The organism is Mesorhizobium sp. ANAO-SY3R2, assembly GCF_042466635.1.
Classification (GTDB): domain Bacteria; phylum Pseudomonadota; class Alphaproteobacteria; order Rhizobiales; family Rhizobiaceae; genus Aminobacter.
The window spans coordinates 167,496-189,415 of sequence record NZ_CP159955.1 but is presented as its reverse complement, the minus strand read 5'-3'; the positions used below and the strand labels follow the sequence as shown (position 1 = coordinate 189,415).

The 21,920-nt window shown below is 61.0% G+C and carries 30 protein-coding genes and 1 tRNA gene; 23 read left to right on the top strand and 8 right to left on the bottom strand.

Annotated elements, in window-relative coordinates; genetic code table 11:
• The first annotated feature begins 1 nt into the window (after nt 1).
• Nucleotides 2–487 (top strand): hypothetical protein, encoded by a 486-nt coding sequence (locus tag ABSY17_RS05680; protein ID WP_378947797.1) that lies wholly within the window; start codon nt 2–4, stop codon nt 485–487.
• Between the two features lie 606 nt (nt 488–1,093).
• Here the strand turns inward: ABSY17_RS05680 and ABSY17_RS05675 are convergent.
• The gene (locus ABSY17_RS05675; protein WP_378947795.1) at nt 1,094–1,252 is read right to left on the bottom strand and encodes a hypothetical protein; all 159 of its coding nucleotides are present in this window, start codon (nt 1,250–1,252) and stop codon (nt 1,094–1,096) included.
• A gap of 379 nt (nt 1,253–1,631) precedes the next feature.
• Between ABSY17_RS05675 and ABSY17_RS05670 the strand changes: the two genes are divergently transcribed.
• The 15 genes from ABSY17_RS05670 (at nt 1,632) to ABSY17_RS05600 (ending at nt 13,013) form a co-directional block, all read left to right on the top strand.
• The gene (locus ABSY17_RS05670) at nt 1,632–2,309 is read left to right on the top strand and encodes an outer membrane protein (RefSeq protein WP_378947792.1); all 678 of its coding nucleotides are present in this window, start codon (nt 1,632–1,634) and stop codon (nt 2,307–2,309) included.
• A gap of 94 nt (nt 2,310–2,403) precedes the next feature.
• Entirely contained in the window at nt 2,404–3,054 is a 651-nt protein-coding gene (locus ABSY17_RS05665) for an SOS response-associated peptidase (RefSeq protein WP_378947789.1), read from the top strand.
• Nucleotides 3,051–3,221, top strand: a complete 171-nt coding sequence (locus ABSY17_RS05660) for a hypothetical protein (protein WP_378947786.1) — start codon at nt 3,051–3,053, stop codon at nt 3,219–3,221. The genes ABSY17_RS05665 and ABSY17_RS05660 overlap by 4 nt, the downstream gene beginning before the upstream one ends.
• A gap of 282 nt (nt 3,222–3,503) precedes the next feature.
• Nucleotides 3,504–3,698: a hypothetical protein gene (locus ABSY17_RS05655; RefSeq protein ID WP_378947783.1), complete on the top strand. Its 195-nt coding sequence runs from the start codon at nt 3,504–3,506 to the stop codon at nt 3,696–3,698.
• A gap of 57 nt (nt 3,699–3,755) precedes the next feature.
• A complete protein-coding gene (locus ABSY17_RS05650) occupies nt 3,756–4,406 on the top strand; it encodes a Fic family protein (RefSeq protein ID WP_378947781.1) in 651 nt (216 codons plus the stop codon).
• Between the two features lie 302 nt (nt 4,407–4,708).
• Nucleotides 4,709–4,864 (top strand): ribbon-helix-helix protein, CopG family, encoded by a 156-nt coding sequence (locus tag ABSY17_RS05645; protein WP_378947778.1) that lies wholly within the window; start codon nt 4,709–4,711, stop codon nt 4,862–4,864.
• A gap of 192 nt (nt 4,865–5,056) precedes the next feature.
• Complete coding sequence (locus ABSY17_RS05640; protein ID WP_378947775.1) at nt 5,057–6,271, top strand: hypothetical protein; 1,215 nt, start codon at nt 5,057–5,059, stop codon at nt 6,269–6,271.
• Nucleotides 6,268–7,914, top strand: coding sequence for a hypothetical protein (locus ABSY17_RS05635; RefSeq protein ID WP_378947772.1), 1,647 nt, complete (start codon nt 6,268–6,270; stop codon nt 7,912–7,914). Before ABSY17_RS05640 ends, ABSY17_RS05635 begins: the two co-directional genes overlap by 4 nt.
• Nucleotides 7,915–7,919: 5 nt before the next feature.
• A complete protein-coding gene (locus ABSY17_RS05630; protein ID WP_378947769.1) occupies nt 7,920–10,241 on the top strand; it encodes a D-Ala-D-Ala carboxypeptidase family metallohydrolase in 2,322 nt (773 codons plus the stop codon).
• 18 nt (nt 10,242–10,259) lie between these two features.
• Entirely contained in the window at nt 10,260–10,613 is a 354-nt protein-coding gene (locus ABSY17_RS05625; protein ID WP_378947767.1) for a hypothetical protein, read from the top strand.
• Nucleotides 10,610–11,062 carry a DUF5681 domain-containing protein gene (locus tag ABSY17_RS05620; protein WP_378947765.1) on the top strand — a complete coding sequence of 151 codons (453 nt, stop codon included), beginning with the start codon at nt 10,610–10,612 and terminating at the stop codon, nt 11,060–11,062. The genes ABSY17_RS05625 and ABSY17_RS05620 overlap by 4 nt, the downstream gene beginning before the upstream one ends.
• Nucleotides 11,059–11,286, top strand: coding sequence for a hypothetical protein (locus ABSY17_RS05615; protein WP_378947762.1), 228 nt, complete (start codon nt 11,059–11,061; stop codon nt 11,284–11,286). Before ABSY17_RS05620 ends, ABSY17_RS05615 begins: the two co-directional genes overlap by 4 nt.
• Nucleotides 11,286–11,546 (top strand): hypothetical protein, encoded by a 261-nt coding sequence (locus tag ABSY17_RS05610; RefSeq protein WP_378947759.1) that lies wholly within the window; start codon nt 11,286–11,288, stop codon nt 11,544–11,546. The genes ABSY17_RS05615 and ABSY17_RS05610 overlap by 1 nt, the downstream gene beginning before the upstream one ends.
• Nucleotides 11,547–11,752: 206 nt before the next feature.
• Nucleotides 11,753–11,956 carry a hypothetical protein gene (locus ABSY17_RS05605; RefSeq protein ID WP_378947756.1) on the top strand — a complete coding sequence of 68 codons (204 nt, stop codon included), beginning with the start codon at nt 11,753–11,755 and terminating at the stop codon, nt 11,954–11,956.
• A gap of 334 nt (nt 11,957–12,290) precedes the next feature.
• Nucleotides 12,291–13,013: a nucleotidyltransferase domain-containing protein gene (locus tag ABSY17_RS05600; RefSeq protein ID WP_378947753.1), complete on the top strand. Its 723-nt coding sequence runs from the start codon at nt 12,291–12,293 to the stop codon at nt 13,011–13,013.
• Here ABSY17_RS05600 and ABSY17_RS05595 read toward each other — a convergent pair.
• Nucleotides 12,997–13,440: a thermonuclease family protein gene (locus tag ABSY17_RS05595; RefSeq protein WP_378952444.1), complete on the bottom strand. Its 444-nt coding sequence runs from the start codon at nt 13,438–13,440 to the stop codon at nt 12,997–12,999. The two genes, ABSY17_RS05600 and ABSY17_RS05595, sit on opposite strands and share 17 nt — an antisense overlap.
• A 28-nt stretch (nt 13,441–13,468) precedes the next feature.
• Entirely contained in the window at nt 13,469–13,705 is a 237-nt protein-coding gene (locus ABSY17_RS05590; RefSeq protein ID WP_378947751.1) for a helix-turn-helix domain-containing protein, read from the bottom strand.
• Between the two features lie 125 nt (nt 13,706–13,830).
• Here ABSY17_RS05590 and ABSY17_RS05585 point away from each other — a divergent pair, with 125 nt between their 5' ends.
• From ABSY17_RS05585 to ABSY17_RS05570, 4 genes are read left to right on the top strand one after another with little or no spacing between them, the layout of a single operon-like run.
• Nucleotides 13,831–14,100, top strand: coding sequence for a hypothetical protein (locus ABSY17_RS05585; RefSeq protein WP_378947748.1), 270 nt, complete (start codon nt 13,831–13,833; stop codon nt 14,098–14,100).
• Between the two features lie 39 nt (nt 14,101–14,139).
• Nucleotides 14,140–14,949 (top strand): hypothetical protein, encoded by an 810-nt coding sequence (locus ABSY17_RS05580; protein ID WP_378947745.1) that lies wholly within the window; start codon nt 14,140–14,142, stop codon nt 14,947–14,949.
• Nucleotides 14,946–15,278, top strand: a complete 333-nt coding sequence (locus ABSY17_RS05575; protein WP_378947742.1) for a hypothetical protein — start codon at nt 14,946–14,948, stop codon at nt 15,276–15,278. Before ABSY17_RS05580 ends, ABSY17_RS05575 begins: the two co-directional genes overlap by 4 nt.
• Nucleotides 15,275–15,502, top strand: a complete 228-nt coding sequence (locus tag ABSY17_RS05570; protein ID WP_378947739.1) for a twin-arginine translocation signal domain-containing protein — start codon at nt 15,275–15,277, stop codon at nt 15,500–15,502. The genes ABSY17_RS05575 and ABSY17_RS05570 overlap by 4 nt, the downstream gene beginning before the upstream one ends.
• 151 nt (nt 15,503–15,653) lie before the next feature.
• Here the strand turns inward: ABSY17_RS05570 and ABSY17_RS05565 are convergent, their stop codons facing one another.
• The 5 genes from ABSY17_RS05565 to ABSY17_RS05545 form a co-directional block, all read right to left on the bottom strand.
• A complete protein-coding gene (locus ABSY17_RS05565; RefSeq protein WP_378947736.1) occupies nt 15,654–16,004 on the bottom strand; it encodes a hypothetical protein in 351 nt (116 codons plus the stop codon).
• A gap of 87 nt (nt 16,005–16,091) precedes the next feature.
• Nucleotides 16,092–16,556 carry a hypothetical protein gene (locus ABSY17_RS05560; RefSeq protein ID WP_378947733.1) on the bottom strand — a complete coding sequence of 155 codons (465 nt, stop codon included), beginning with the start codon at nt 16,554–16,556 and terminating at the stop codon, nt 16,092–16,094.
• 190 nt (nt 16,557–16,746) lie between these two features.
• Nucleotides 16,747–16,821, bottom strand: a tRNA-Glu gene (locus tag ABSY17_RS05555).
• 77 nt (nt 16,822–16,898) lie between these two features.
• Nucleotides 16,899–17,309, bottom strand: a complete 411-nt coding sequence (locus ABSY17_RS05550) for a VOC family protein (RefSeq protein ID WP_378947730.1) — start codon at nt 17,307–17,309, stop codon at nt 16,899–16,901.
• Nucleotides 17,306–17,689, bottom strand: coding sequence for a fimbrial protein (locus tag ABSY17_RS05545; protein WP_378947727.1), 384 nt, complete (start codon nt 17,687–17,689; stop codon nt 17,306–17,308). The genes ABSY17_RS05550 and ABSY17_RS05545 overlap by 4 nt, the downstream gene beginning before the upstream one ends.
• A 25-nt stretch (nt 17,690–17,714) precedes the next feature.
• On the opposite strand from ABSY17_RS05545, the gene ABSY17_RS05540 reads away from it, so the two are divergent.
• The 3 genes from ABSY17_RS05540 (at nt 17,715) to ABSY17_RS05530 (ending at nt 21,815) form a co-directional block, all read left to right on the top strand.
• Nucleotides 17,715–18,743, top strand: coding sequence for an RluA family pseudouridine synthase (locus ABSY17_RS05540; RefSeq protein ID WP_378947724.1), 1,029 nt, complete (start codon nt 17,715–17,717; stop codon nt 18,741–18,743).
• 186 nt (nt 18,744–18,929) lie between these two features.
• Complete coding sequence (gene rpoH, locus ABSY17_RS05535) at nt 18,930–19,829, top strand: RNA polymerase sigma factor RpoH (RefSeq protein WP_378947721.1); 900 nt, start codon at nt 18,930–18,932, stop codon at nt 19,827–19,829.
• A gap of 189 nt (nt 19,830–20,018) precedes the next feature.
• Complete coding sequence (locus ABSY17_RS05530) at nt 20,019–21,815, top strand: diguanylate cyclase (RefSeq protein WP_378947718.1); 1,797 nt, start codon at nt 20,019–20,021, stop codon at nt 21,813–21,815.
• The last annotated feature ends 105 nt before the right edge of the window (nt 21,816–21,920 follow it).

Sequence of the window (21,920 nt, the reverse complement as noted above, 5' to 3'; positions counted from 1 at the left end):
CATGAGCAAGCGCGAATTCTCAAAGGTTTCCCCGGCCGTGTGGCGGTCGGGGAGATTCACCGGATTAGAGTGCAGCACCGCCCAGGTGCTGTATCTCTACTTCCTCACCTGCGAGCATCAGAACAGCGCCGGCTGCTTCCGACTTCCTGATGGCTATGCCTGCTCGGACCTAGGATGGGACACCTCGAAATACGTCGATGCGCGCAGCAAGCTTGTGAAGGCCGAGCTCATCACCTTCGATGTCTCCACTGCGGAAATCTATGTAGACCGCTGGTTTCGGCACAATCCGCCGATGAACGACAAGCATGCAACGGGCACGCGGCGGATCATCGAGGGCATCGAAAGCGGCGATGTCAGGGAGAAGGTGGAAGCCGAATTCCAGGCTGCTGATGATGCCCGCATTCTGAAAATGAACCCGCTCGGGCAGACGTTTAATCATCCATCCTTGGCAAATAGCCGGCTCGTGCGCGGGAGGGCATCACTATGAAACCCTCTCCATACGGTATCGAGACCCTATCGATATATAGAGACAGAGACCTGAGACACAGACGAAGACCTAGACCGAGAAGAGACCAAGACAAAAACAAAAAAAAAGACCTTGAGACCGTCAGCAGCGAATTTGGAGAAGCGCTCTCCGGAAACGGCAGCGGAGTGTCCTTCGTCAGCGCCATTGGGCTTAGGAGGAAAGGGAGCGAACCCCGAAACGGTGGCGCAATTCACGGAGGCGGCCATGAATAGCAACAAGCCTCTCACCCTTCAGCAGGCAGCGGGCATAGCAGGCGTATCCCCGGACACCATAGCCCGGTGGTGCAAACGGTATGGCATCGGAAAGCAGCTACACCCCAAAGCGCCATGGCGGGTCGATCCAGAAGGGCTTGCCATCGTCATGTCCGGCGACGCGCGGGCCCTCGCGGCGCACCAGCACAGGCAGAATGCGCTGACAAGTTGCCGGGCAGCGGGGTAGGAATGGCCATACCCATGAAGGGTGGCATTCTGCCAGAAAAGCCTGGCGGTTCGTGTCCCCTCAAGCCCCGCCTCGTGGCGGGGTTTCTGTTTGCGCCAAACGCATGGCGACACTTTGCTTCTGCCAGGGCTACTCCTCCCGCCAGACCGGAACACGCCGGATCTTGATGGCCACGAGCCGCCGTATCTTCAGCCCAATGGCTTCTTTGCCGGTCGGATAGATCGCTTCGACCCGCATCGTGCCATGGTCGCCAGCCTCGCACTTCATGCGATGCACTAGCGAATCCACGTCCACGTCGCCGAATATCTCAATGAGGTCGGATGGGTAATAGTGGTGCGCCCGCTTGCAATAGGCGCACCTCACACGCACGAGCTGCCGGGCATCGTTCAGGTTTGAGAGTGGGTAAGGTTTGGTCTTGTATGGCTGCGGCATGGAGAACGAAATAGGAACATATGCCTTGCGGAGTCAATTCACATCGCAGCGCGGCAAAGGCCGTTGCGCCCCCCACTGGTTCTGCTGCGAGCACAGGGCCGAGGGCGAGCGGTATGTCACCTGAGGCGAAACGGCCCAATGGCACAAGCGCAACACGCTGACTGGCACACATTAGTTGATTGAAATTGTTCAAGTTGCCGCTAGTGTCGCCCGACTTTTTTAGGGGATTTCGGCGATGAAGGCGATTCTGTTTGCGAGCACCCTGCTCGGAATTTCTGCTGGCCAAGCAGTTGCGGCGGACGCGATAGCAACCACCCCGCCAACATTCGTATGGACTGGCGGGTATATTGGTCTGCAAGCCGGCCATGCATGGGGCGACGCAGGCGTAAGCTACGTCTACCCTGGCGTATCGCTATTTTCGTCTCCTGATCCTGACGGTTTTGTGGGAGGCGTATACGCCGGCTACAATCATCAGTTTACGAACAATGTAGTTTTGGGCGTTGATGCCGATATCGCGTGGACGGAGGCAAAGTCCGGTTTCCAACCCTTCAACATTTTCACTCGCGCGGCAGTGGACGTTGCTTACACGGCCGCTCTACGAGCGCGCATAGGCTATGCGAGTGACCGATGGCTTCCCTATGTCTCGGGCGGCTTGGCAATTTCCAGGGCGGAAATCAGCTATGACATGGTGGTCCAAGACGCGATAGTTAAGGACACTCTGGCTGGTTGGACTTTGGGCGCTGGCGTAGAATATGCCGCTAACGACAAGCTAGTCGTTAGGGCAGAATACCGTTACTCCGACTATGGAAATGGCACAGCCAAGCCGAGTGCATTCCCTTCATTTCCGAACGATCGGGCGGCCTACGATTTGAGGTCCAGTGACATTCGCCTTGGCGTCGCCTACAAATTCTGATCGGAAGCCCGCCTGAACATCACAAGCCCCGGCCGTGCGCCGGGGTTTTCGTTTGCATTGACGCCGACCGCAACCCAAGGCAGGCTCGCGCCCCATGTGCAACCTCTACAACATCACCACCACCCGTGACGCCATTATCCAGTGGACGCGCGCCATGCGCGACACGACCGGTTTCAACGAGCCGTCGCGTGACGTGTATCCGGGCACGCTGGCGCCAATCCTGCGCATCGGCGATGACGGCCAGCGTGAGGTAGTCGCCGCCACCTGGGGGATGCCCTCGCCGCCGGCCTACGTAAAGAACTACGATCCCGGCGTCACCAATATCCGCAACACCGCCTCTCCCCACTGGCGCCGTTGGCTGGGGCGAACAAGCCGCTGTGTCGTGCCATTCACCGCCTTCGCGGAACCAGACCCGGCGCGCAAGGCAGAGGGTGGCAGGACACCGAACGCATGGTTCGCAACATCGGCCGACCGACCGCTCGCCTTTTTTGCCGGGATCTGGACTCCATGGAGGGGCGTGAAGAAGGTTCGCGACGGCGAGCGCGATTTCGAGCTCTACGGCTTCCTGACTACGGCGCCCAACTCTATCGTCGAACCGATCCACCAGAAGGCCATGCCGGTGATCCTCACCGAGCCCGGTGAGGTCGACACCTGGCTGGCCGCACCATGGGACGAGGCAAAAGTCCTGCAGCGCCCCCTTATCGACGACCGGCTCAGCATCGTTGAAAGGCAGGCCGCCCCATGACCTTCGGCGAACAGTTCCTTGACGAAATTGCGCAGTTGCTCGCGAAGGCCGCGGCAAAGGCTGAGGAATTCGGCGACGAGCAACTTTCCGAAAAGGTCAATTTAGCGTTCGCTGAAGCCATGCGCCTATCGCTTAAAGAGCGCACCCCGCAGGCACGGCACCGATGAAACACACCGTATCCGCCGGAAAGTACATTCCGGCGTTCAGCATCGATCGCCTAGACACTGCCGACGTGCCTACGCTCGAGGCGAGCCATCAAAGAAATTTCAATGCTGGATTAAGCCTGAGACAAGATTGCTCGTTTACGTTGTCTTGAAAATTAATGGCGAAGATGCATATTCGGGTTCTTCCCAATGACTTGATAGCGGCGATTCAATGTCGGTCCGGAACGCTTTTGCGTGCCAAGGGTTGGTAGTTGAACAGATAGGGGTCTTAAGGGAGCGACGATTATGGCTGCGATGACATTGAAGCAAATCGAAGAGAAGGTTCGGTCCCACGTGATTACGCCGGCCGAAAAACGGGCCCAGCGCGTCAGTTTGGCAGTCGGCCTGCAGCCATACAAGTCCGCCCTCACCAGGGAGGAGATTTCCTCTCTGATGGGCGAGATTGAAGGGCACGACGGGGCCGCCACCAACCACAGGTAGAGACCTAAAACTAAAGAAGGCGGGCATTGGGGGCCCGCCTTTTGCTTAAGGTGGGGGATGCTGGACGACAATTGGGAGACGGTCAACGGACCGGTTGCGCACCGGATCGAGGTCCTTAACGCAACGAACCAGATCAATGTGCTCGAGGGACTGGTTACGTTCCTGCTTGTCCATCGCGGTCCGACCGCAGATGGCGTAGCGGCAATGCCGGACGAGGCATCATTGAAGCAGCTTCATCGCTCAGGCACGATGTTCCTCCTGGCGAGCCCGGGTGAATACCGAAACCACGAAGTGCACGTCGGCGACGCGGAGGGAAATGTTCGCCATAAGCCACCCCCTTGGCAGTTTATTCCGGGCCAAATGCAACTGTTCTTCAGGCACCTGTCATCATTGTGGGCCTCCGGAGACGCGCTCGATGTGGCTGCTTACACCCTTTGGGGTATAAACTGGGTGCACCCATTCAGGAACGGCAATGGCCGCACTGCACGTGCGTTTTCCTATGCATGCCTGTCGTTGAAAATCGGCGCTATCCTTCCCGGGACCACGACGGTCATTGATCAGATCATGGCCAACCGCCCCAGGTACGAAGACGCACTCCTAAAGGCAGATGAGAGCTTCAAAGCGGCCCCGCATATTCCAGACCTGGCTCCAATGAAGGCGTTTCTGGACGAGCTTTTACAGATCCAGATCGCGAGCATACCCGAGTAGACAGCACCGCAGTTTCTGAGAGCCAAAAGATATGAGGCCCCGCCACCTTTCGGCGACGGGGCCTAGCGCACGACGTTGCATGCCGGGATCAAGTTTCCGGTTTTTGGAAAATAGCCAGCCAGGCGGCGGGCAGAATACGCAAAGATTTTCTGCACTAATTCCCGAGCGCCACGCCAGCAAGCAAACCGAGAATGCCGACGATCAGTCGGGCTGCGGATGATATGGCACATTGCCGATGATGCGGAAGGCCAGCAATAGGCGAGCCTGATAGATTTCCTGTTGCGAACACAGGAAACAGCGCCATGCGCCTCAGCGCAGCGATGATCGAAAACATCCGCCTCCGGGTCTCGCCCGAGGAAAAGCGCCGCTTCGCAGAATTGGCCCGCGAACGCGGCGTCACGCTTAGTGACTTGGTGAGGATCAGCCTCACTGAGGCGGCCAAACGGCTTGCCGCATGATGATAGCGGCTCCCTCACAGACATTGATGAGTTTCTGGAGCCGTCACAAGGGCCAGTGCCGGCCGGTCGGCTGCATCGTGGCGGATGCACGCGCGAACAAGCTTGCTGGTGTGCGACCCCTCTCCAGTGGGTTCGGGTTCGAAGTGGTTGACGAAACTGCGGCGCTGGCCGCCATGCGCAAAGGGTAAGGCAATGACCTCGGGCAACGGCTTCATGGAAATGCTGATGGGGGTCAACGCGCAGCCATATCCGGCCGCACCCCTCCCCCAGTCGCCTGGCATCGGGGGCTTTCTCTCGCGATTGCTGACTGGTCCGCAGAATACTGGGCAGTTCGCGCAGACAGCAGGCAACGGTCCCGCAACGGGCATGAACCAGCCGCCCGTTCCAGATGCCCGTGCGCAGGCTCCAACGCCGTCGCGGGGGCTGTTCGGCAACCTTCTCGACCCTGATGTGGCTTTCCCCACAGCGGCGACGCTAATGGGCCAGGGCGGCAATGCGGCCAATTTCGCCAACGCCTTTGGCGCGATGGGGCAGAGTCTCAAGCGCAACCAGACGATGGATTACATCGCCAAGAAAGACCCGCAGCTTGCGGAGCTGGTCCAGATGGGCCTTGAGCCGAAAGACGCGTTTGGTCTGCTCCTTGAGAAGGAAAAGGCCCAGCTCAGCGGCATGGGCAAGCCGCCCCAGGTCGAAACTTTCTATGATGAGCAGGGCCGTTCCTACAAAGCGCAGTGGGACCCTCAGAAACGCGATTGGGTGCAGGTTGGCGGCGCTAAGGGGGATGAAGGCTTTGAGGTCTCCCTGCCTGACGGGACGACAGTTCGCCAGGGCGCTTTTGGTAATCAGGATCGCAAGAACGTCGCCAACAGGATCAATGACGAACAGGAAGCCTCCAAGACTGCGGCATCCCTCAAGCAGACGGTCGGCATGCTTCGCAAGGCAAACCAGAACACGGGCTATTCTGGGCCGGGGGCTGGGCTCATTGGCGGCATCGACGATGCGGCCGAGCAGTTCGGCATGGGCGATTACATACCTGGCAACGCTGGAGCCCGCGCCACGATGCGCTCAGGCGGCCTCGATGTCGCGCTGGCCCAGGTCCAGAAAACCAAGGGATCGATTTCCAACGCGGAAATGCAGCTGTTCATGGCCGCCGCTCCTGGCATGCAGAACACCCCACAGGGCAACGCGGCCATGCTCGACATCCTCGATGCGGTTGCCGATCGGCAGATCCAGCGCACGGCCGAGGCCGAAAAGTGGCGGCAGCAGTATGGCACGCTGGACGGCTTTGAGCAGCAGTGGGCCGACTACATCCGCCAGAACCCGCTTCTGGCAGAGGATGGCGTTGGTGGCGTTCGCCTTGCCAACCAAGCAGGCGGCGCGGCCGATCCGCTGGGGATTCGCAAATGACCACGATTGCCGAGATCCGCGCGCAGTACCCGCAGTATGACGACCTGAGCGACCAGCAACTGGCAGACGCGCTGCACAGCAAATTCTACTCGGATATGCCCGTCGAGGAGTTCAAATCGAAAATCGGGATGGTGAACCGGGGGCATAGCAACGTGCCCGCATACATCCCTCCGGGGGTCGAGGGCTACAATCCCGAAACAGGCCTGGTCGAACAGAAGGGGCAAGGTGCTCTTGGCACCTTCATGACCGCAGGTGCGGAAGGGGTCCCCATCATTGGCGGTGCGCTCGACAAGGCGGCGCTGAACATCTCGGCAGGCCTCGGTTCGATGATGACCGGGGGTTCATTCGCTGGTGTCCGCGACGAAATGCAGGAGATGCGCGACAAGGGCCGCAAAGAGCACCCGATTGCCCATCTGGGAGGCAACGTGGCTGGCGGCATTGTGTCCATGGCCCCCATCGCCTCAACGGCAGCTGGTGCCCGGGTGCTGGGCATCACAGGCCCGTCCTTCGGGGCTCGCACGGCGGCCGCTGGGCTTTCCAGCGCTGGCATTGCTGGGGCCGATACACTGGCCCGAGGTGGCAGCATCGAGGATGCAGGCAAGAGCGCCCTGTTTGCGGGTGGCGTCGGTATGGCCCTGCCTGCCATCGGTCGCGCATTGAGCCAAAGAGGGTCAGGCGCAGCGCGCGCCGCGGCCCCTACGGTCGAGTCGCTGCGGGACACGGGTTCGCAGCTCTATCGTGAGGCTTTCGACGCAGGTGTCAGCCTGAAGCCGAAGGCATTCGACGGCGCAATCATGAAAATGGCCTCTGAACTCCGCTCCTTCGGGTTCGATGCCGACTTGCATCCTGGCTCTACCGCAGTGCTACGCAGGCTTGCAGAAGCCCGAGGCCGCCCCATCGACCTGCAGGAGCTCGACATCCTGCGCAGGGTCGCCCAGAACGCCACCAAGGGGCAGAACGCATCCGATGCCACTGCGGCTCGCATCATTATCGAGAAGATCGATGATCTGGTGGACGATGCCACGAACTTTGCCCTTGGTAGGGGCAACTCTCTCGCGGCACCAGGTGCGGGAGCCAAGAGCGCCAGCGACGGCCTTGAGGCGCTGACCAAGGCGCGAGCCACCTGGCACACTATGCGGAAATCCGAAACCATCGAGGAACTGTTCCGCAGGGCCGAGATCAAATCCGGGGTTAACACCGGCCCCGAGTTCGCCATGGCGCTACAGCGAGAATTCAAGTCTCTGGCCCTTCGCAAGAATGGCCTTCGCGGCTTCACCAAGGCCGAACGCAGGGCAATCGAGAACGTTGCCAAGAAAGTGGACGCCCGCAATTTCCCTGCCATCCTCGGGCGCTTCATGCAGAGCATGGGCGGATCTGGCGTTGGTGGCGCTGCTGGCTTCGCCCTTGGCGGCGGCCCGGTGGGTGCAGGCTTCGGTTTCGCGGCAACTGGTATGGTGGGCAAAGGGCTGGAGCGCTTCGCGCAGAATGCTCGCGGTCGGGCCAGCATCAATGCAGCCGAACGCGCTGCAGCCATGATCCGAAGTAATGGGGCCCTCAACGGGGCGAATTATGGGCCATCTGCCGTAGCGCCCCTGGAGACCGCCTTGCGCGCCGCCCCCCTTGTCACCCATGACAGGAGATAGCCCGAATGCTTGGCGCACGCAGCATTGAGGATGTTCTACTGGGCGAGGCCGTTAGCGGCTCTCGCTCTCAGCGCTTTGCAGACATGATTGCCATTGCCTCGGCCGTCAAAAATCGCATGGACAGGCTCGGGCAGCCCGTCCACTCGGTAGTCAGCGCGCCAGGGCAGTTTTCCGCCTATGGCAAGCCGCTCCCCGCTGGGGCCGAGCGCCACAGGGCGGCGGCTAAGGCAGCATGGGACTACGTGATGAACAATGGCCCCACGCATCGGGGTATGTTCTATTCCACGCCGAAGGCAGTCGGCAACCTTCCCAGCGGACTCGCGCAGGTCACTAAGACCGCAGGACATGTTTTCTTTGAGGACCCGCACGGCCGCACCATCCAGACGGCAGCGGGCTATGTGCAGCCTGCGGCAGCGCCTGTTGCGCAGGTGGCTCCGACCGCTGCGCAAACCCTTTCTCCGACGCTCGCCAGCGCCAATAGCGCCATGCGGGTGGCTGAGTTTGACCCTGTTTCGGTGAGCACGGGTGCACCACCTGCCCAGATGGACGGGGTGGCGCGAAGCGGGTTGAACTATACCCACGGCAGCACACGCGGCGACGTGATGAACGGGCTAACCGATGAGGCCAGGCGCTCCCTCCAGATGATGGAGGCGAACAGCCGCAGCCCTGTCACGGTCACCAGCGCCCTGCGCACGCCAGTACAGAATGCAGCGGCCGGATCTGGCCGAGGCAGTCAGCACCTTCACGGGAACGCCTACGATATCGATCTGACTGGAATGACCGACGCAGAGAGGGCGAAGACGGTTGAAATGGCCCGCATGTCGGGTGCAACCCGTGTCGGCGCATACTCTGGTAACAACAGCATTCACGTCGATTTTGTGGAGGGCTTCGCGCCGACCTCGGGCTATGCCGTGGATGTGCATCCGATGTTCGACAAGTCGGTGCGCAACATGGCGCAGGCTCCTGACTGGTTTCAGAATGGCCTTTCACAGACAACGGTTCCAACGCCCAGCCCACGGCCAGATCCACAGGCGGCTACGCCTGTCGCCAAAGGGACGGACGCGGCTACGGTTCTGGGGCTTGCCGCCGCTCCTGCGGGCAAGGTAGAGCGGGCCGCCCTTGGCCCCGCAGCGCCTCGTTTGGACACCGTGGCGGCATCCCCCACAGGAGAGGCCCAACGAGCCTCGTTGGCCCCCGCAATGGCCTCTGGGCCTGCCTATTCGTCATGGTGGGACGGGGGAGCGGCAAAGGCCGCGCCAAGGTCCAATGGTCCTGCTCCGTCACTGACGCCTGCGACGCTCGGTCAGGGCGATATGGTTGCGCCGTCCTTTGCCTCTGCCAGGATGACAGCCCCTGCCGTGAGTGCCCCAGCGCAGTCATTCGCGCCGCCCAGCCCGACGATTTCGGCACCGTCCACGCTCCCCGCTCCCAATGCTGGCATGTCGCTTGCGGCTCAGTATGCCAGCTATGGCGCAGGCAAGGTGCCACCCGCAACGCCAGCTATGAACGCGATGCTGTCGCCTATGCCCACCATGGCGCAGTCATTCGTTTCTCAAGGTCCGATGCCTACTTTCGTGTCATCGATCGCGGCCCCTCGGCCGACGATACCTGCCCCGGTTCGCCAGGCGGTGCGCTCGGCGGCGGGACAGTTTCCGCCTGCGCCGCCTGCGCCTCCGCAAATGGTCGCATCGGACATCTACGGCGGGGCGACTGGTTCGGCTCGGGCCACCGGTGGCAACACCGTTTCGAGGTTCAGCAACAGCCAAAACACCTACGTCACCAACGCCTACGGCAAGACAACGGCAATAGACCCGAACGGCCGACAAATGGCGGTCCATGGTGCTCCTGGATCTGGCAAGGCCTCCAAGGGCATTTCTGGGCCTCTAGGCGGGCAAGGGAGCGGCATAGGAAGCATATTCGATGCCGACCCCCAGCTAGGAGGCCGCAGCAAGTTCGGGAACACGGCGCGCACCCTTGGCGGCAGTATGGCGGGATCTGCCGTGGGCAGCCTTGGCGGACCTGTTGGCAGCCTGATCGGTGCGGCCATTGGCGCGGAGCTTTCCAAGCCTGGCGGTGGCCGTCTAGGGGAATGGGCGGCGGGCCTGAAGACCGTCAACACGGCCAATATCCCCTCAATGATGGGCATGACCTTCGGGCCTACGACGCAGTTCTATCGACCAGTAAACGGGCTGCAGTTCCCGACTGCCCCTAGCGGCGTTCGCGGAGCCCTGGGCGGGCGCGAATCCAACCGTTCTTACACGGAAATGCGCGACATCAGCCCAAGGGCGGCGGACGCGATCAGCAAAGGTCAAGGTGGTCTCTACTAGACCTCGAAAGGCAGGCAGATGGCAGAAACGGTATTTGAATGGCTCGACGACCTGGCCCGCGACTTTGAGCAGGGCACCGTGGGAGGCTTTTCGCCCGAGCTCGGCGAAAAGATGGCCGCGTGGGGCGCTGAAGCGAGCAACCCCGAGCACTTCGCCACGTTGGATTCAATCCTGCAGTTTGTGGGTGTGGCCCATGGCCTACATGCTGCGGCAGCGAAGGCCCGCGCCATGAACGAATACAAATGGGCGGGGGAACTCCACAGCATGGGGCAACTGTTCCTCAGCCATGCGGCAGGAGGCATTGAGACCTTTGCATTTGGGGCCGCTGCGGCTGCCACCATCAAGGAAGGCGAGGGAGCGACCAAGCATTGAGCGAGACAGAGAACACCAGCGCGGAAACGGGCAATAGCGGCCAGTTCAAGCCGGGGCAGTCGGGCAACCCGAACGGCCGTCCCAAGGGCTCACGTTCAAAGATGGCCCTGCTGCTCGAGGAGCTTGCCGAGGGCGAGGCCGAAGAAATCGCGCGGGTGATGATCCAGAATGCCAAGAAAGGCGATGCCATCGCCGCTCGGGCAATCCTTGATCGCGTTTGGCCCGCTCGCAAGGGTGCACGGGTGCAGTTCGAACTTCCCGAGGTGGCGAAGGCGGATGACCTCCCTGGAGCCGTCGCAGCGGTCAACAGGCAGGTAGCCGAAGGCGACATCTCGCCCGATGAAGCTGCCTTGATCGTCGGGCTGCTAGAGACGCAGCGAAAGGCCATTGAGACGAGCGAGCTTGCTGCGCGTCTGGCCGCCCTCGAGGAGAGGATGGGCGGGAAATGAACCTGCTGGCACGGGTAGGGCGCATCGAGGCGCAGGCAGGCGCTTTGGTTCAGCGGACATCAATCGTTGCGGACGATGAGGCCGACCTGAACGCGCAACTGGAGGCCCTGCTGTTCAGTTCAGGTCCTGGCCGCCTTGAGGTGTCTGTTTCGATGGATGGGCAAAGGTTCGTCCTGGCTGGGGAACTGAAGTCGCATGAAGAAGGGCTGAAGGGGTTGGCGTGATGGCATTGGCTGCGCGGCTGGAACGACTTGAGCGCCAGAACATGGGCGATCCGTTCGCGGATCTGACGGATGAAGAATTGGAGGCGGCAATCATTGCCGTTCGCCAACAGATAGAGGCTGTGGTGGGCATGCCAGAAGGTGAGTATGCGACTGCCCTGGAACGGCAGATTGAGGCCCAGGAATTGCCTGAAGGGGTCGACTGGCGGACAGCAACCGCGTTCGTCCTGGCGGTCAAGAAGGGGGTCCTTGCCCATGTCTAACCTGCGCGCTCGAATTGACAGGCTGGCCGTAAAGGTGACCCCGAAGGCGGCCCCGCGCCATGTGGTTCGGGTTATCGTTTCCGATCCTAGCGAGGCAGAATGCAAGCTCATCGCGGCGGGCTACGACGCGGGGCGGGGCGATCTGGCGATTGTTCGGCTCCTGGTAGCTGCGCCTACTCGCTCACCCGACAGCGAACGGGTGTTGCATGGCTAACCTGCTTCAACGCCTGAACAAGATCGAACGGAATGCTGCGCCGCAGAGTTCGGCCCCCTTCCTTGCCCGCATCGTGGCTGACGACTGGGAGGAGGCAGAAGCTGAACGCCAGTTGGCCGAGGAAGGCTTTGACATCGCCCGCGACAGCATCGCGATTATCCGCTTGGTGGCACCCCCGCATGTTGAAAAATGTTAAGGTTGCAACGAGCGCCGAAGCGCTCTCTGGTGCTGATCTGAAGGCACGGCGGGCGGCCGCAGGGCGGACGCAGAGAGAGCTTGCCGACCGAACTGAAACGCATGTTCGGACGGCAAAACTCTGGGAGGCCGACCAAGATCGATTACAATCCCGCCTACCCTGTGACTGTGCCGGGCTTAGCCGTGTTGGATGAGACACCGACATTTGTTACGTTGCCGCCTCTGCGATAGCCATTCGCTATTGTTGCGAGTTTCGCCGCGCTATCCTCCGTCTGGGGCCAGATGGCTACGTGCCAAGCGTCGGCGGGCGGCTCGAAAGGGAGGCATGATCAATTTTGAGTGCAGGAACTTTTGATAAGAACGCCAGCATCGCTGGCTCGAGCGCAAAAAGAGTTCGAGACGCACTCCGTCGTGCAGGCTGGGGTTCGTTCGACGCTGCGCTCTTGGCTAAATTCATGCATTCAAAGAAGGATTGGGATCGAATTACGTGGTCACCGATCGAACGCAAGCGGGCAGTCAAACATGCAGACGCCTTGTTGCGGGAGCTTGCAGAACGGGGCTTCATCGAACCCTTTAATGAAAGCCACGAGGAGTTCCAAATCAGTGACGCTGGAAGGGCCTTGTGTCGTGCGAAGTTCATAAAACGCCTGACCAGAGCGCAAGCGCTCGACAAACTCAGGGCCTTCCTAGGTCGCGTATCTGCAGTCAATGATAACGCAGAATTATTATACGCCATAGAGAAGGTCTACCTGTATGGAAGCCTGCTCAATAAAAGCAATGCCGACTATGGCGATATTGATCTTCTGGTCGTTCTGAAGAGAAAGCCCATTGAAGAGAGTTTTGTTGACGCCTCTCGAAGGCGTGCTATTGCGTCCGGAAAGGTTCTAGACTTCAAAGGTCAGATCGACTTCGCAGAAAACGAGGTCTGGCTTATTTTGTCAGGCCGCGACAGTTATATATCGCTTGATGGATATCGCTACCCGGACGATATCAAGGGCGACAAGTGGCTCATCGTCGATGATGGCCTGGTGCTTAGGGACGCTATCCCGACTGATTGACTCGCCTTAGCCTAGCTTTCCATGGCTCGATAAAATTGCCTTGCCATACACCACGCCGGCCTGCCTTGGCCTTTGCCTGCTCGCCAGCGTAGACACCCTTGCTGTATCGCGGCCAGTCCAGGGCGTGCCCATTGCGGACCATCCATCGGGCGACACTCTGCCCGTCTGCCCTGTAGCATTTCCCCACAAAGCGGCCGTAGCGATCCCGCTCGACATATTCGCACCTGGTAGGGCGTGAGGCCGCCAGAAAGCCGTCCAGTGCGTCGGCGGCGGCCTTCCCGCAGCGATATGCGGCCCCAGATCGATCATGGCAAACTTGCCAGCTCTCAGGCGCGTCGATGCCGTGGATCTCGATTGTGTCGGCGTCGATGACGGAGGCGCGGCCTGTCACCGGGTCCTTTGCCGCTGCCGGCGTGCCGGCGAGCATAGCGCATACGATGAGAGCCAGACGCACGCTATTCGCCTTTGCGATCCCTGAGCCGGACACCAGCGCCCCCACCGTTTTCGGGGATGAGCACCACGCCAGCCTGCTCGAATGTCAGTGCCAGCAATTTTCTGTTGGCGTCTCTCATTTCCCCCCCCTTTTCGAATGCACGGATCGAAACGACGCTGATCGAAACGCGCTCACCCAAGTCAGCCTGCGTCCAATTCAAAAGGGCGCGGGCGGCGCGGCATTGCTCAGGGGATATCATAACTTTCCTTTTTAGAAACTATGGGCTTGAAATCGAAAGCCAAGTAGGTTACTTAAAAGGAAAGTTAGCGCCTAAATACGCAAGTTACAAGGGGTGTTCCTAACATGTTCTGCCGCTCCGAAATCATGAAAGCCGCCTGGCGCAAGTGCCGCGCCGCCCGCACGTTCAACGGCAAATTCCTTTTCAGCCGCGCTGCCTTCGCAAAGGCCCTCAAGGAGGCCTGGTTTGAGGCAAAGGAACAGGCCGGAACACTTTCCCAGGAGCAGACACAGAAGGCCAAGCGCGCCGCGACTGTCCGTGCCGAGATCGATGCGCTGCAGTTCAAATCCTTCCGCTATGACACTGTATCAATGCGTCGAGCCCTCGAAACCCAGCTCGCGGCGTTGTCCGCATAGTCCCCAACCCACCACCATAAAACCTACGGAGCTATGATAATGCCGAACACCATCGTTCCGGCAGCCGTTACCGGCTTGCCTCAAATCGACCGCCGCCGCCTCCTGGTTGGCCTTGCCGCTGCTTCCACCGCTGCAGCCACTGCTACGGTGGCGCAAGCCGCACAGGCAGCCGCGCCGGCCAAAACCGGCGAGACGACCCAGCTTGCCGCGCCGCAAGCGAATCCCGAGTTCGTTTCGCTCTTTAGCGACCTCAAGAAAGCCGTGGCCGAAAAGACTGCTGCGAAAGACGCCAGGGAGTGGATCATAGACGAATGGCGGCACAGGTGGCCGCCGGCGCCGGATGAAATCACTCTTCCTGGGGTCGCGTGGGTCATCAATGACGAGGTGGATTTGGCAGGCAGGCCACTCGTAAGGCCAGGAGAGAAACACGCCCGACGCCTCTATAGCCTTGAAGACCTGGCTTGGTCCGCCGAACGCACGGCTGCATTCGTCGGAAAGGCCAGAAACGACAAGTCCCGCGCCGCCCGTTTGGCGAGGGCGGCCAAAGACAAGCGCGCCCTCCACCTCGGGGAGGCGTATTACAGAGAGGTCGAGCGCATCAAGGACGCCTCTGGCATTCGCTTGGCAAACGCGCGCATCAAGGCTGCAGATCATGAAATCGGCCGCCTGAGCACGGAAATCATGGATCTGCCGGCCTCGTCGTTGGCATGCCTGGCCATCAAGGCTGAAGCGGCCGAAATATGGGGCAAGAACGCAGGGTTCAACATGCGAGCAAACATAGGTCCCCTCGGGTGGGCGTGGCGCTTAACAGGCGACATTCTCAATGTGACGAAGGGGGCATCGGCATGACCGAGGCGGCTCTCTTGCGGCTTGAGGCGGAATTCAATGCCGCCAGCGACATCTGGGACCAGGCAACAGGCAAGACGGCCAGAGCCAGCGACCTGGTTGATCGGACCAAGGCTCGCCTTCGCAAGGCGGAAGCCGACGAGGAGCAGGCCGCCACTTCGGTCTCCCTGCTCTTTCATCGGATTATAAACACCCGCGCCACCACGCTTTCCGGTCTTCTGGCAAAGGTGCGGGTACGCGACTGTTGGAACGCCGATGACGAAAGGAGCGAGATAGCCACCCTGCAAAGTCTGGTGGCGGATCTCAAGGCTATCGCGGAGGAACAATCATGAGCATTACCAGACGAATATTTCTCCGCCAGGCGGCCTGTGCTGGAGCCGCAGTCACTGTCTCAGCGCCTGCAGTGGCTGAAGCGGCCGCAAGCATTCACGAGCAGGTTGAGGCGTCGGCCGAGGACTTGCGCCAAAAGCTGGCGTCTATGCATGGCGGGTTGTGGGATATTCATATCGACCACATCACGCACTTCGTCGCCGTTTCGCGCCGAATAATAGTTTAGCCGCGTGGGAATGGGCTTAAGGGGCGGTCTTCGGGCCGCCCTTTTTCATTGGACCTGTTGCCTTCTCGAGGGAGCGATATCGCAGCGAGCCATGACGGCTTTGGAACGCGCTGAACAGGTCGAGGGCACCTTGCGGCAACCTTGGGGTGGTTCAGGCCGGGGGCTTCTGAGCCTGGGGGTCCTCGCACGTTTGGAAATACATATCCATGTCAGCGATCAGGATGCGCTCCCCGTTCCACTCGATGAACCGGAATAGGAACGAAGTCTCGGTACCGGCCGAGTTCACAAAGCGCGCCTTCTTGACGTTCGGTCGCCCCTCCACCGGGAGGACATCGTAGACCAGGGCAATGTTCCCCAAGGATGGGGAGCGCTCCACGAGCGTTTCACCCCTGTCTGTAATCCATGTGTCTTTGCCACCCTCGCGGACATACCACATACAATCCTCAGCAATGGCGCCCGATGGCAACAGCGCCACGGCGGCGGCAATCAGAAACTTCTGCACGGCCATCACCTCACATGCCCCATATGGTCCATATAACGCCCAGTGCCGAAGCCTGTAAAATACAGGAGTGCAACAGGAAGCCCCCTTTTAGTCGGCGGCCATGTCCTGTCGCCGGAAGCCGCTCGCAATCCAACCGATGCCGAAACCAAGTGCGAGCAACATGCCGGGAACAAAGGCGGCCATCTGCAGTGCTTCGCCCAGGTTGCGCCTAAACGTCTGCGCAGAGAGCTTCGTCCGGATGCCGCCGTGGGCATCCTGAATGGCCATCAGCTGATGAACTCTAACGTTGAGTTCTTCCTTCGTGGAGATGAAGGCCCTATCACCGCTGGCGAGAGGCATTGACGTATAGCCCCCGGCCTTCCGCTGAGCCAACAAAGTGGCGTGCTCGGGAGAGCCGGCCTCAATTGCGACTGGGCTGTTTTCCCTAAAGGTGAACGCGAATTCAATCGGAGCAGGGTCCGTGATGCGCTCCCAGTACATCAGGACAGAGAACGCGACCCACAAGGCCGACAGCATCACCCACAACCGGAAGAACCCCCGCCCCCAAGCCATCTTGCGCCCTCCAGTGCTCTACGCGCACGCGCACATCATGCGCCGCAATGAGCGAGGTGGGCAAGTGGCCGCTGATTCGACGTGATGATTTCGGCCATGCTCGAATGGCCGAATTTGAGGCCGCACAGATAGCTTATTCGACCGTTATTCGACGGTCTCGGACAGCTTTTGAGTAAGTGCTTGATTTTGTTGGTACGCCCAAGGGGAATCGAACCCCTGTTTGCGCCGTGAGAGGGCGCCGTCCTAACCGCTAGACGATGGGCGCAGCCGAGAACCGCGATATAGGCGGGCGTTTTTGAAAAAGCAACAGCCCCTCGAATGTTATTTACAGCCTTTGCTATTTTAACGCTTCGGCTCGATCAGATCCCACAGATTGCCGTAGAGATCGGCAAACACCGCAACCGTTCCATAGGGCTCATGGCGCGGCGCCTCCTGGAATGCGACGCCCCGTTCCAGCATCAGCTGATGGTCGCGGGCAAAATCGTCGGTCTCGAGGAACAGGAGCACGCGCCCGCCGGTCTGGTTGCCGACGCTCGCCGCCTGCCTCTCGCCATCCGCCCTGGCAAGCAGCAACCGCGCGCCCTGCCCGCCACCGGGTTCGACGACGAGCCAACGCTTACCATCGCCGAGCGCGACATCCTCGGAGACGGTGAAACCGAGCTTGTCGACATACCAGGCCGCCGCCTCGTCATAACAGGCCACCAGTACCGCAACGGTGGTGACGCGACGGCCGGAGGCGGGAAAGCCGCTCACTGCGCCTTGACCGCGAACTGGCCGACCAGCCGCCCCTCGGCCATGTCGTAAACGAAGATGGTCCGGCTGCCGTCGGCGAGTTCGGCGTCGATCGAGATGCGGTTGCCGGAGAGCGCCTGCGACATGATCCTGGCGCCGGCCGGCAGCACGATGTCGCCGTAAAGCGGCCCGCCCGATGGCGCGGGAATGTCGCTGCCGATCTGCGGCGGCGTGACCGCCGTGGTGCGCGCTTTGTAGACAAGCGCGCCGACGACCGCCATAAGAGCCAGGAAAAGCAGCCCCAGATTGATGGCGACAAAGCGGACGAGTTTCCTGCGCACACGCTCCACCGCTGGATCGAGTGGTTTGTCCTCTTCTTCGTCGACGTGAGGGCCTGTCATGGGCGAGACTTCCGGAACGATTACAATGAGCGCATCAGATAGCGAAGAGGGACGCACTTTGATAGTGCTGGAGGCCGACTCCGATGCCGCAGGCCAGCGGCTCGACCAGTGGCTGGCCGCCCGCCTCGCGCCTGGTCTGTCGCGCAGCCGCGTCCAGGCGCTGATCAAACAGGGCGCCGTCCGCGTCGGCACCAAGGTCGTCGACGAGGCCAAACGCAAGCTCGCGACAGGCGACAAGGTCTCCGTCGACATGCCCGAGCCGGAACCCGCCACGCCGCAGGGCGAAGACATCCCGCTCGACATTCTCTACGAGGACGACGAACTGATCGTCATCAACAAGCCCGCCGGCATCGTTGTCCATCCCGCCGCCGGCAACTGGACCGGCACGCTGGTCAACGCGCTCATCCACCATTGCGGCAAAAGCCTTTCGGGCATCGGCGGCGTCAAGCGGCCGGGCATCGTCCACCGCCTCGACAAGGAAACTTCTGGCGTCATGGTCGTCGCCAAGACCGACCGTGCCCACAAGTCCCTGTCCGAAGCCTTTGCCGACCACGGCCGCACCGGCGACCTCGAGCGCGCCTATGACGCGCTGGTCTGGGGCATCCCGCAGCGCCTCACCGGCACCATCGATGCAGCGCTCGGCCGCCATGCCGACCGCATCCGCCGCGCCGTGGTACCGGAGCATCGCGAAGACGCGCGCCACGCCATCACCCACTACGCCGTTCAGGAGCGCTTTGGCGAGGGCCAGGACCAGTTCGCCACCGCCAGCCTGGTCGAGTGCCGGCTCGAGACCGGCCGCACCCACCAGATCCGCGTCCACATGGCCCATATCGACCACCCGGTTGTCGGCGATCCCGACTACGCCCAGGCCTTTCGCACCAAGTCGAACCGCCTGCCCGAACCGCTGAAATCGGCCGTCCAGGCCTTCCCGCGCCAGGCCTTGCACGCTCGGCTCCTTGCATTCCGCCACCCGGCTTCCCATCTATTGATGCGGTTCGAGGCACCCCTGCCTCGCGACATGGGAGAGTTGGTCGAAGGCTTTCGCAATCTCTGAAGCATCGATCAGAAAACCTGACTCGTATTGTTCACTTAGGCGTGACACTCTGTTTCGCGTCGAACAAACGGTGTCTTTTCCCGTTATGTTCCGCTATAGAACGCATGGCGCGACAGTGCAGTCAGCAACCGCGCCACATGCTCGCCTGGATCAGGGAGCAAGTCTCGTAGAGAGGGAGGGTGCTTTATGGCCCAGTCACTACCCAGTATCGTTTCCGGCGAAGGCGGCCTTAGCCGCTACCTGGAAGAAATCCGCCGCTTTCCGATGCTCCAGCCGCAGGAAGAGTACATGCTCGCCAAGCGGTACCAGGAGCATGAGGACACGGGCGCAGCCCACAAGCTGGTCACCAGCCACCTGCGTCTCGTGGCCAAGATCGCCATGGGCTATCGCGGCTATGGCCTGCCCATCGGCGAGGTCATCTCGGAAGGCAATGTCGGCCTCATGCAGGCCGTGAAGAAATTCGAGCCGGAGCGCGGCTTCCGGCTTGCCACCTATGCCATGTGGTGGATCAAGGCCTCGATCCAGGAATACATCCTGCGCTCGTGGAGCCTGGTCAAGATGGGCACCACCGCCAACCAGAAGCGCCTGTTCTTCAACCTGCGCAAGGTCAAGGGCAAGATCCAGGCGCTCGACGACGGCGACCTCAAGCCCGACCAGATCGCCGAGATTGCCACCCGCCTCAACGTCTCCGAGGCCGAGGTCGTGTCGATGAACCGCCGCCTGTCGGGCGACGCCTCGCTCAACGCGCCAATCCGCGCTACCGAAGGCGAGTCCGGCGAGTGGCAGGATTGGCTTGTCGACGACCACGACAGCCAGGAAGAGACGCTGATCGAGCAGGACGAGCTCGAGAACCGCCGCGGTATGCTGGCCAGCGCCATGTCGGTGCTCAACGACCGCGAAAAGCGCATCTTCGAAGCCCGTCGCCTCGCAGAGGATCCTCTGACGCTCGAAGAGCTCTCAGCCGAGTTCGACATCAGCCGCGAGCGCGTCCGCCAGATCGAGGTCAGGGCCTTCGAGAAGGTACAGGATGCGGTCAAGGCCGCAGCCAAGAAGCAGGCCCAGGCGCTGCGCACCATCGACGCCTGAGATTTTCGCCCGCGGACTGCGTGTCTGAACGCATCTGTAAACGAAAAACGCGATCTGAAGTACCCCTACAGCGCCGTGTGTCATCCGTGACGCACGGCGCTCGCGTTTGTCACATGCCTCGACGGCCGACATTGGGTTCATTTGGCGGTCGGTAACCGCATCTCAATGTTGGGCGTGTAGCGTCAGTCCATGTTCTGGAATGACCTCCGAAAAGCGCTCGTGACGACGGTGCTGAGCTTCGTGATGCTTGCGTCTCTGTACGCCGCCCCTCTTGGCGCGGCTGAATCTGGGGACATTCGCAGCTCCTGCTGGACATCAAGCAGCCTGTCCGACGACTTGGTCACTGTCGTCCAATCGCCCGGGCGCTGGACCTGCGGAGACCGGACCTATTCGCTCGAGGGCGAGCGGACGCTGCTGCGGTTTGGAATCGGTCCACACGATGTCCTTCCCCAATATTTCTTTTCGAGGCGAAGTGCGCTTGCGGCCGTGCATCTGCTGGCGATCGACCGGGATGGCGCAATGCGCCAGACCTCCTTGTCGGCGAATGAGCTGCCTAGCGCTCTGCGTGGCGGGTATTTCAAGGCCTCTCTGCCTGATGTAACCCGCGACACGCTGGAGGTCATTGTCGCGTTCGATTTGCCGAGCCACCAGATGACGCTGGAGAGGGCCTATCTGTCACCGTCTGACGTCGCTCTGGGCCCAGACCTTGTGCGGTCCCTGCTTTTCCTGGCTATGCTTGCCGGAATGCTCTCCATGCCGCTCATCTTCAACGCGGCCTTCTACCGGATCCTGCGCGAGCCATTCTTGCTTTGGCATTCCATGCTCACGATCTCCTTGCTGCTGACTATCCTGGTCTCTTCGGGTCTTGCAGTCGTTCTCTTCGATCCGCCAGCAATGACGTTAAGCTGGATGACGACAGTGATCTTCGGCCTTACGGTCGCTTCCGGGGCGATGTTCACTCACAGCTTCATCGAACCCGACCGCATGCATCCGTTCCTGCGGCGGGCGCTGCTCTGGTGCGCCGCATGGGCGATGTTTCTGAGCACGTCTCATGCGGCGTTCCCGTTCGTGGGGCGCTCGATTCAGTCGACGCTGTACACGGCGGCTTTTGCTCCGGTGATCGTCATTTTCATATTGTCAGTTGCCGACGCACTGCGGCGCGGAAGTCGGGCTGCCAAGTTCCAGGCGATCGGCTATGTGCCTGTGATCATGGCCGGCTTGGTGCGCCTGGTCACGGGCGTGGCTCCCTGGCTGCAGAGCCATGATGCCATGCTCCTTTTCTATGTGGGTTGCGTATGGGAAGTCTTGTTCACCACACTCGGCGTGGCAGACCGCTTCATGACGATCAAGCGCCAGCGAGACAGCGCACGCTTCGAAGCTGACATGCTTGAGCGCGTGTCCGAACGCGACGCACTGACGGGATTGCTCAACCGGCGGGCAATCGAGCAGAATTTCGAGAAGTTCCGTGCCGAGGGCTACCGCGCACTTGCCGTGCTCGACCTGGACCACTTCAAGGCAATCAATGATGTCCACGGCCACGTGGTCGGCGACGCCGTGCTGAAGGCCGTGGCCCAAGCGCTCCAGGCGGACCCGCAGGTTCATGCGTTCCGCCTCGGCGGAGAGGAATTCGTGCTGCTTGTGCGCGGCGACGATGCCCAGGCGCGGGCGGAGCGCCGGCGCCAGGCGATCCCCGCCGCCGTTGCCAATGCCGTTCCAGGCCTCGGGCGACCCGTAACGGCCAGCATGGGTATGACGGATGCGTCGCCAAATGCTGAAGAGCAGTTCGCAGAGCTTTACGAACAAGCCGACGGGCTGCTTTACGACGCCAAGCTTGCCGGCCGCAATCGAACCAAAACAGCATTGGCGCAAGCATCGAAGAATGATGCGGATCCAGCCTTTGATGCTGTAGCTGGCGCAGAGGAAGCTGCTCTCGATCGACAAAACGCCAGTGCCTCTCGTAGAGAGCGAACGCTTCGGAGGGCATGAGGGGACGATGCGGATCGCGGTTCCAGGCGCGCCTGAGCTAATCGGGAAGCATGGCAGGAACGACGCGCACACTCGTCATAGCAACGCATATAAAGACTGAAAGTG

Bases quoted from the DNA above. Each gene is read 5' to 3' on its own strand.
- ABSY17_RS05630 (WP_378947769.1), top strand. From the start codon at position 7,920: ATGCTTGGCGCACGCAGCATTGAGGATGTTCTACTGGGCGAGGCCGTT.
- ABSY17_RS05590 (WP_378947751.1), bottom strand. From the start codon at position 13,705: ATGATATCCCCTGAGCAATGCCGCGCCGCCCGCGCCCTTTTGAATTGG.
- ABSY17_RS05645 (WP_378947778.1), top strand. From the start codon at position 4,709: ATGCGCCTCAGCGCAGCGATGATCGAAAACATCCGCCTCCGGGTCTCG.
- ABSY17_RS05585 (WP_378947748.1), top strand. From the start codon at position 13,831: ATGAAAGCCGCCTGGCGCAAGTGCCGCGCCGCCCGCACGTTCAACGGC.
- ABSY17_RS05665 (WP_378947789.1), top strand. From the start codon at position 2,404: ATGTGCAACCTCTACAACATCACCACCACCCGTGACGCCATTATCCAG.
- ABSY17_RS05530 (WP_378947718.1), top strand. From the start codon at position 20,019: ATGTTCTGGAATGACCTCCGAAAAGCGCTCGTGACGACGGTGCTGAGC.
- ABSY17_RS05640 (WP_378947775.1), top strand. From the start codon at position 5,057: ATGACCTCGGGCAACGGCTTCATGGAAATGCTGATGGGGGTCAACGCG.
- ABSY17_RS05595 (WP_378952444.1), bottom strand. From the start codon at position 13,440: ATGCTCGCCGGCACGCCGGCAGCGGCAAAGGACCCGGTGACAGGCCGC.
- ABSY17_RS05655 (WP_378947783.1), top strand. From the start codon at position 3,504: ATGGCTGCGATGACATTGAAGCAAATCGAAGAGAAGGTTCGGTCCCAC.
- ABSY17_RS05540 (WP_378947724.1), top strand. From the start codon at position 17,715: ATGAGCGCATCAGATAGCGAAGAGGGACGCACTTTGATAGTGCTGGAG.
- ABSY17_RS05580 (WP_378947745.1), top strand. From the start codon at position 14,140: ATGCCGAACACCATCGTTCCGGCAGCCGTTACCGGCTTGCCTCAAATC.
- ABSY17_RS05625 (WP_378947767.1), top strand. From the start codon at position 10,260: ATGGCAGAAACGGTATTTGAATGGCTCGACGACCTGGCCCGCGACTTT.
- ABSY17_RS05670 (WP_378947792.1), top strand. From the start codon at position 1,632: ATGAAGGCGATTCTGTTTGCGAGCACCCTGCTCGGAATTTCTGCTGGC.
- ABSY17_RS05635 (WP_378947772.1), top strand. From the start codon at position 6,268: ATGACCACGATTGCCGAGATCCGCGCGCAGTACCCGCAGTATGACGAC.
- ABSY17_RS05560 (WP_378947733.1), bottom strand. From the start codon at position 16,556: ATGGCTTGGGGGCGGGGGTTCTTCCGGTTGTGGGTGATGCTGTCGGCC.
- ABSY17_RS05650 (WP_378947781.1), top strand. From the start codon at position 3,756: ATGCTGGACGACAATTGGGAGACGGTCAACGGACCGGTTGCGCACCGG.
- ABSY17_RS05575 (WP_378947742.1), top strand. From the start codon at position 14,946: ATGACCGAGGCGGCTCTCTTGCGGCTTGAGGCGGAATTCAATGCCGCC.
- ABSY17_RS05610 (WP_378947759.1), top strand. From the start codon at position 11,286: ATGGCATTGGCTGCGCGGCTGGAACGACTTGAGCGCCAGAACATGGGC.
- ABSY17_RS05615 (WP_378947762.1), top strand. From the start codon at position 11,059: ATGAACCTGCTGGCACGGGTAGGGCGCATCGAGGCGCAGGCAGGCGCT.
- ABSY17_RS05680 (WP_378947797.1), top strand. From the start codon at position 2: ATGAGCAAGCGCGAATTCTCAAAGGTTTCCCCGGCCGTGTGGCGGTCG.
- ABSY17_RS05660 (WP_378947786.1), top strand. From the start codon at position 3,051: ATGACCTTCGGCGAACAGTTCCTTGACGAAATTGCGCAGTTGCTCGCG.
- ABSY17_RS05545 (WP_378947727.1), bottom strand. From the start codon at position 17,689: ATGACAGGCCCTCACGTCGACGAAGAAGAGGACAAACCACTCGATCCA.
- ABSY17_RS05570 (WP_378947739.1), top strand. From the start codon at position 15,275: ATGAGCATTACCAGACGAATATTTCTCCGCCAGGCGGCCTGTGCTGGA.
- ABSY17_RS05605 (WP_378947756.1), top strand. From the start codon at position 11,753: ATGGCTAACCTGCTTCAACGCCTGAACAAGATCGAACGGAATGCTGCG.
- rpoH (WP_378947721.1), top strand. From the start codon at position 18,930: ATGGCCCAGTCACTACCCAGTATCGTTTCCGGCGAAGGCGGCCTTAGC.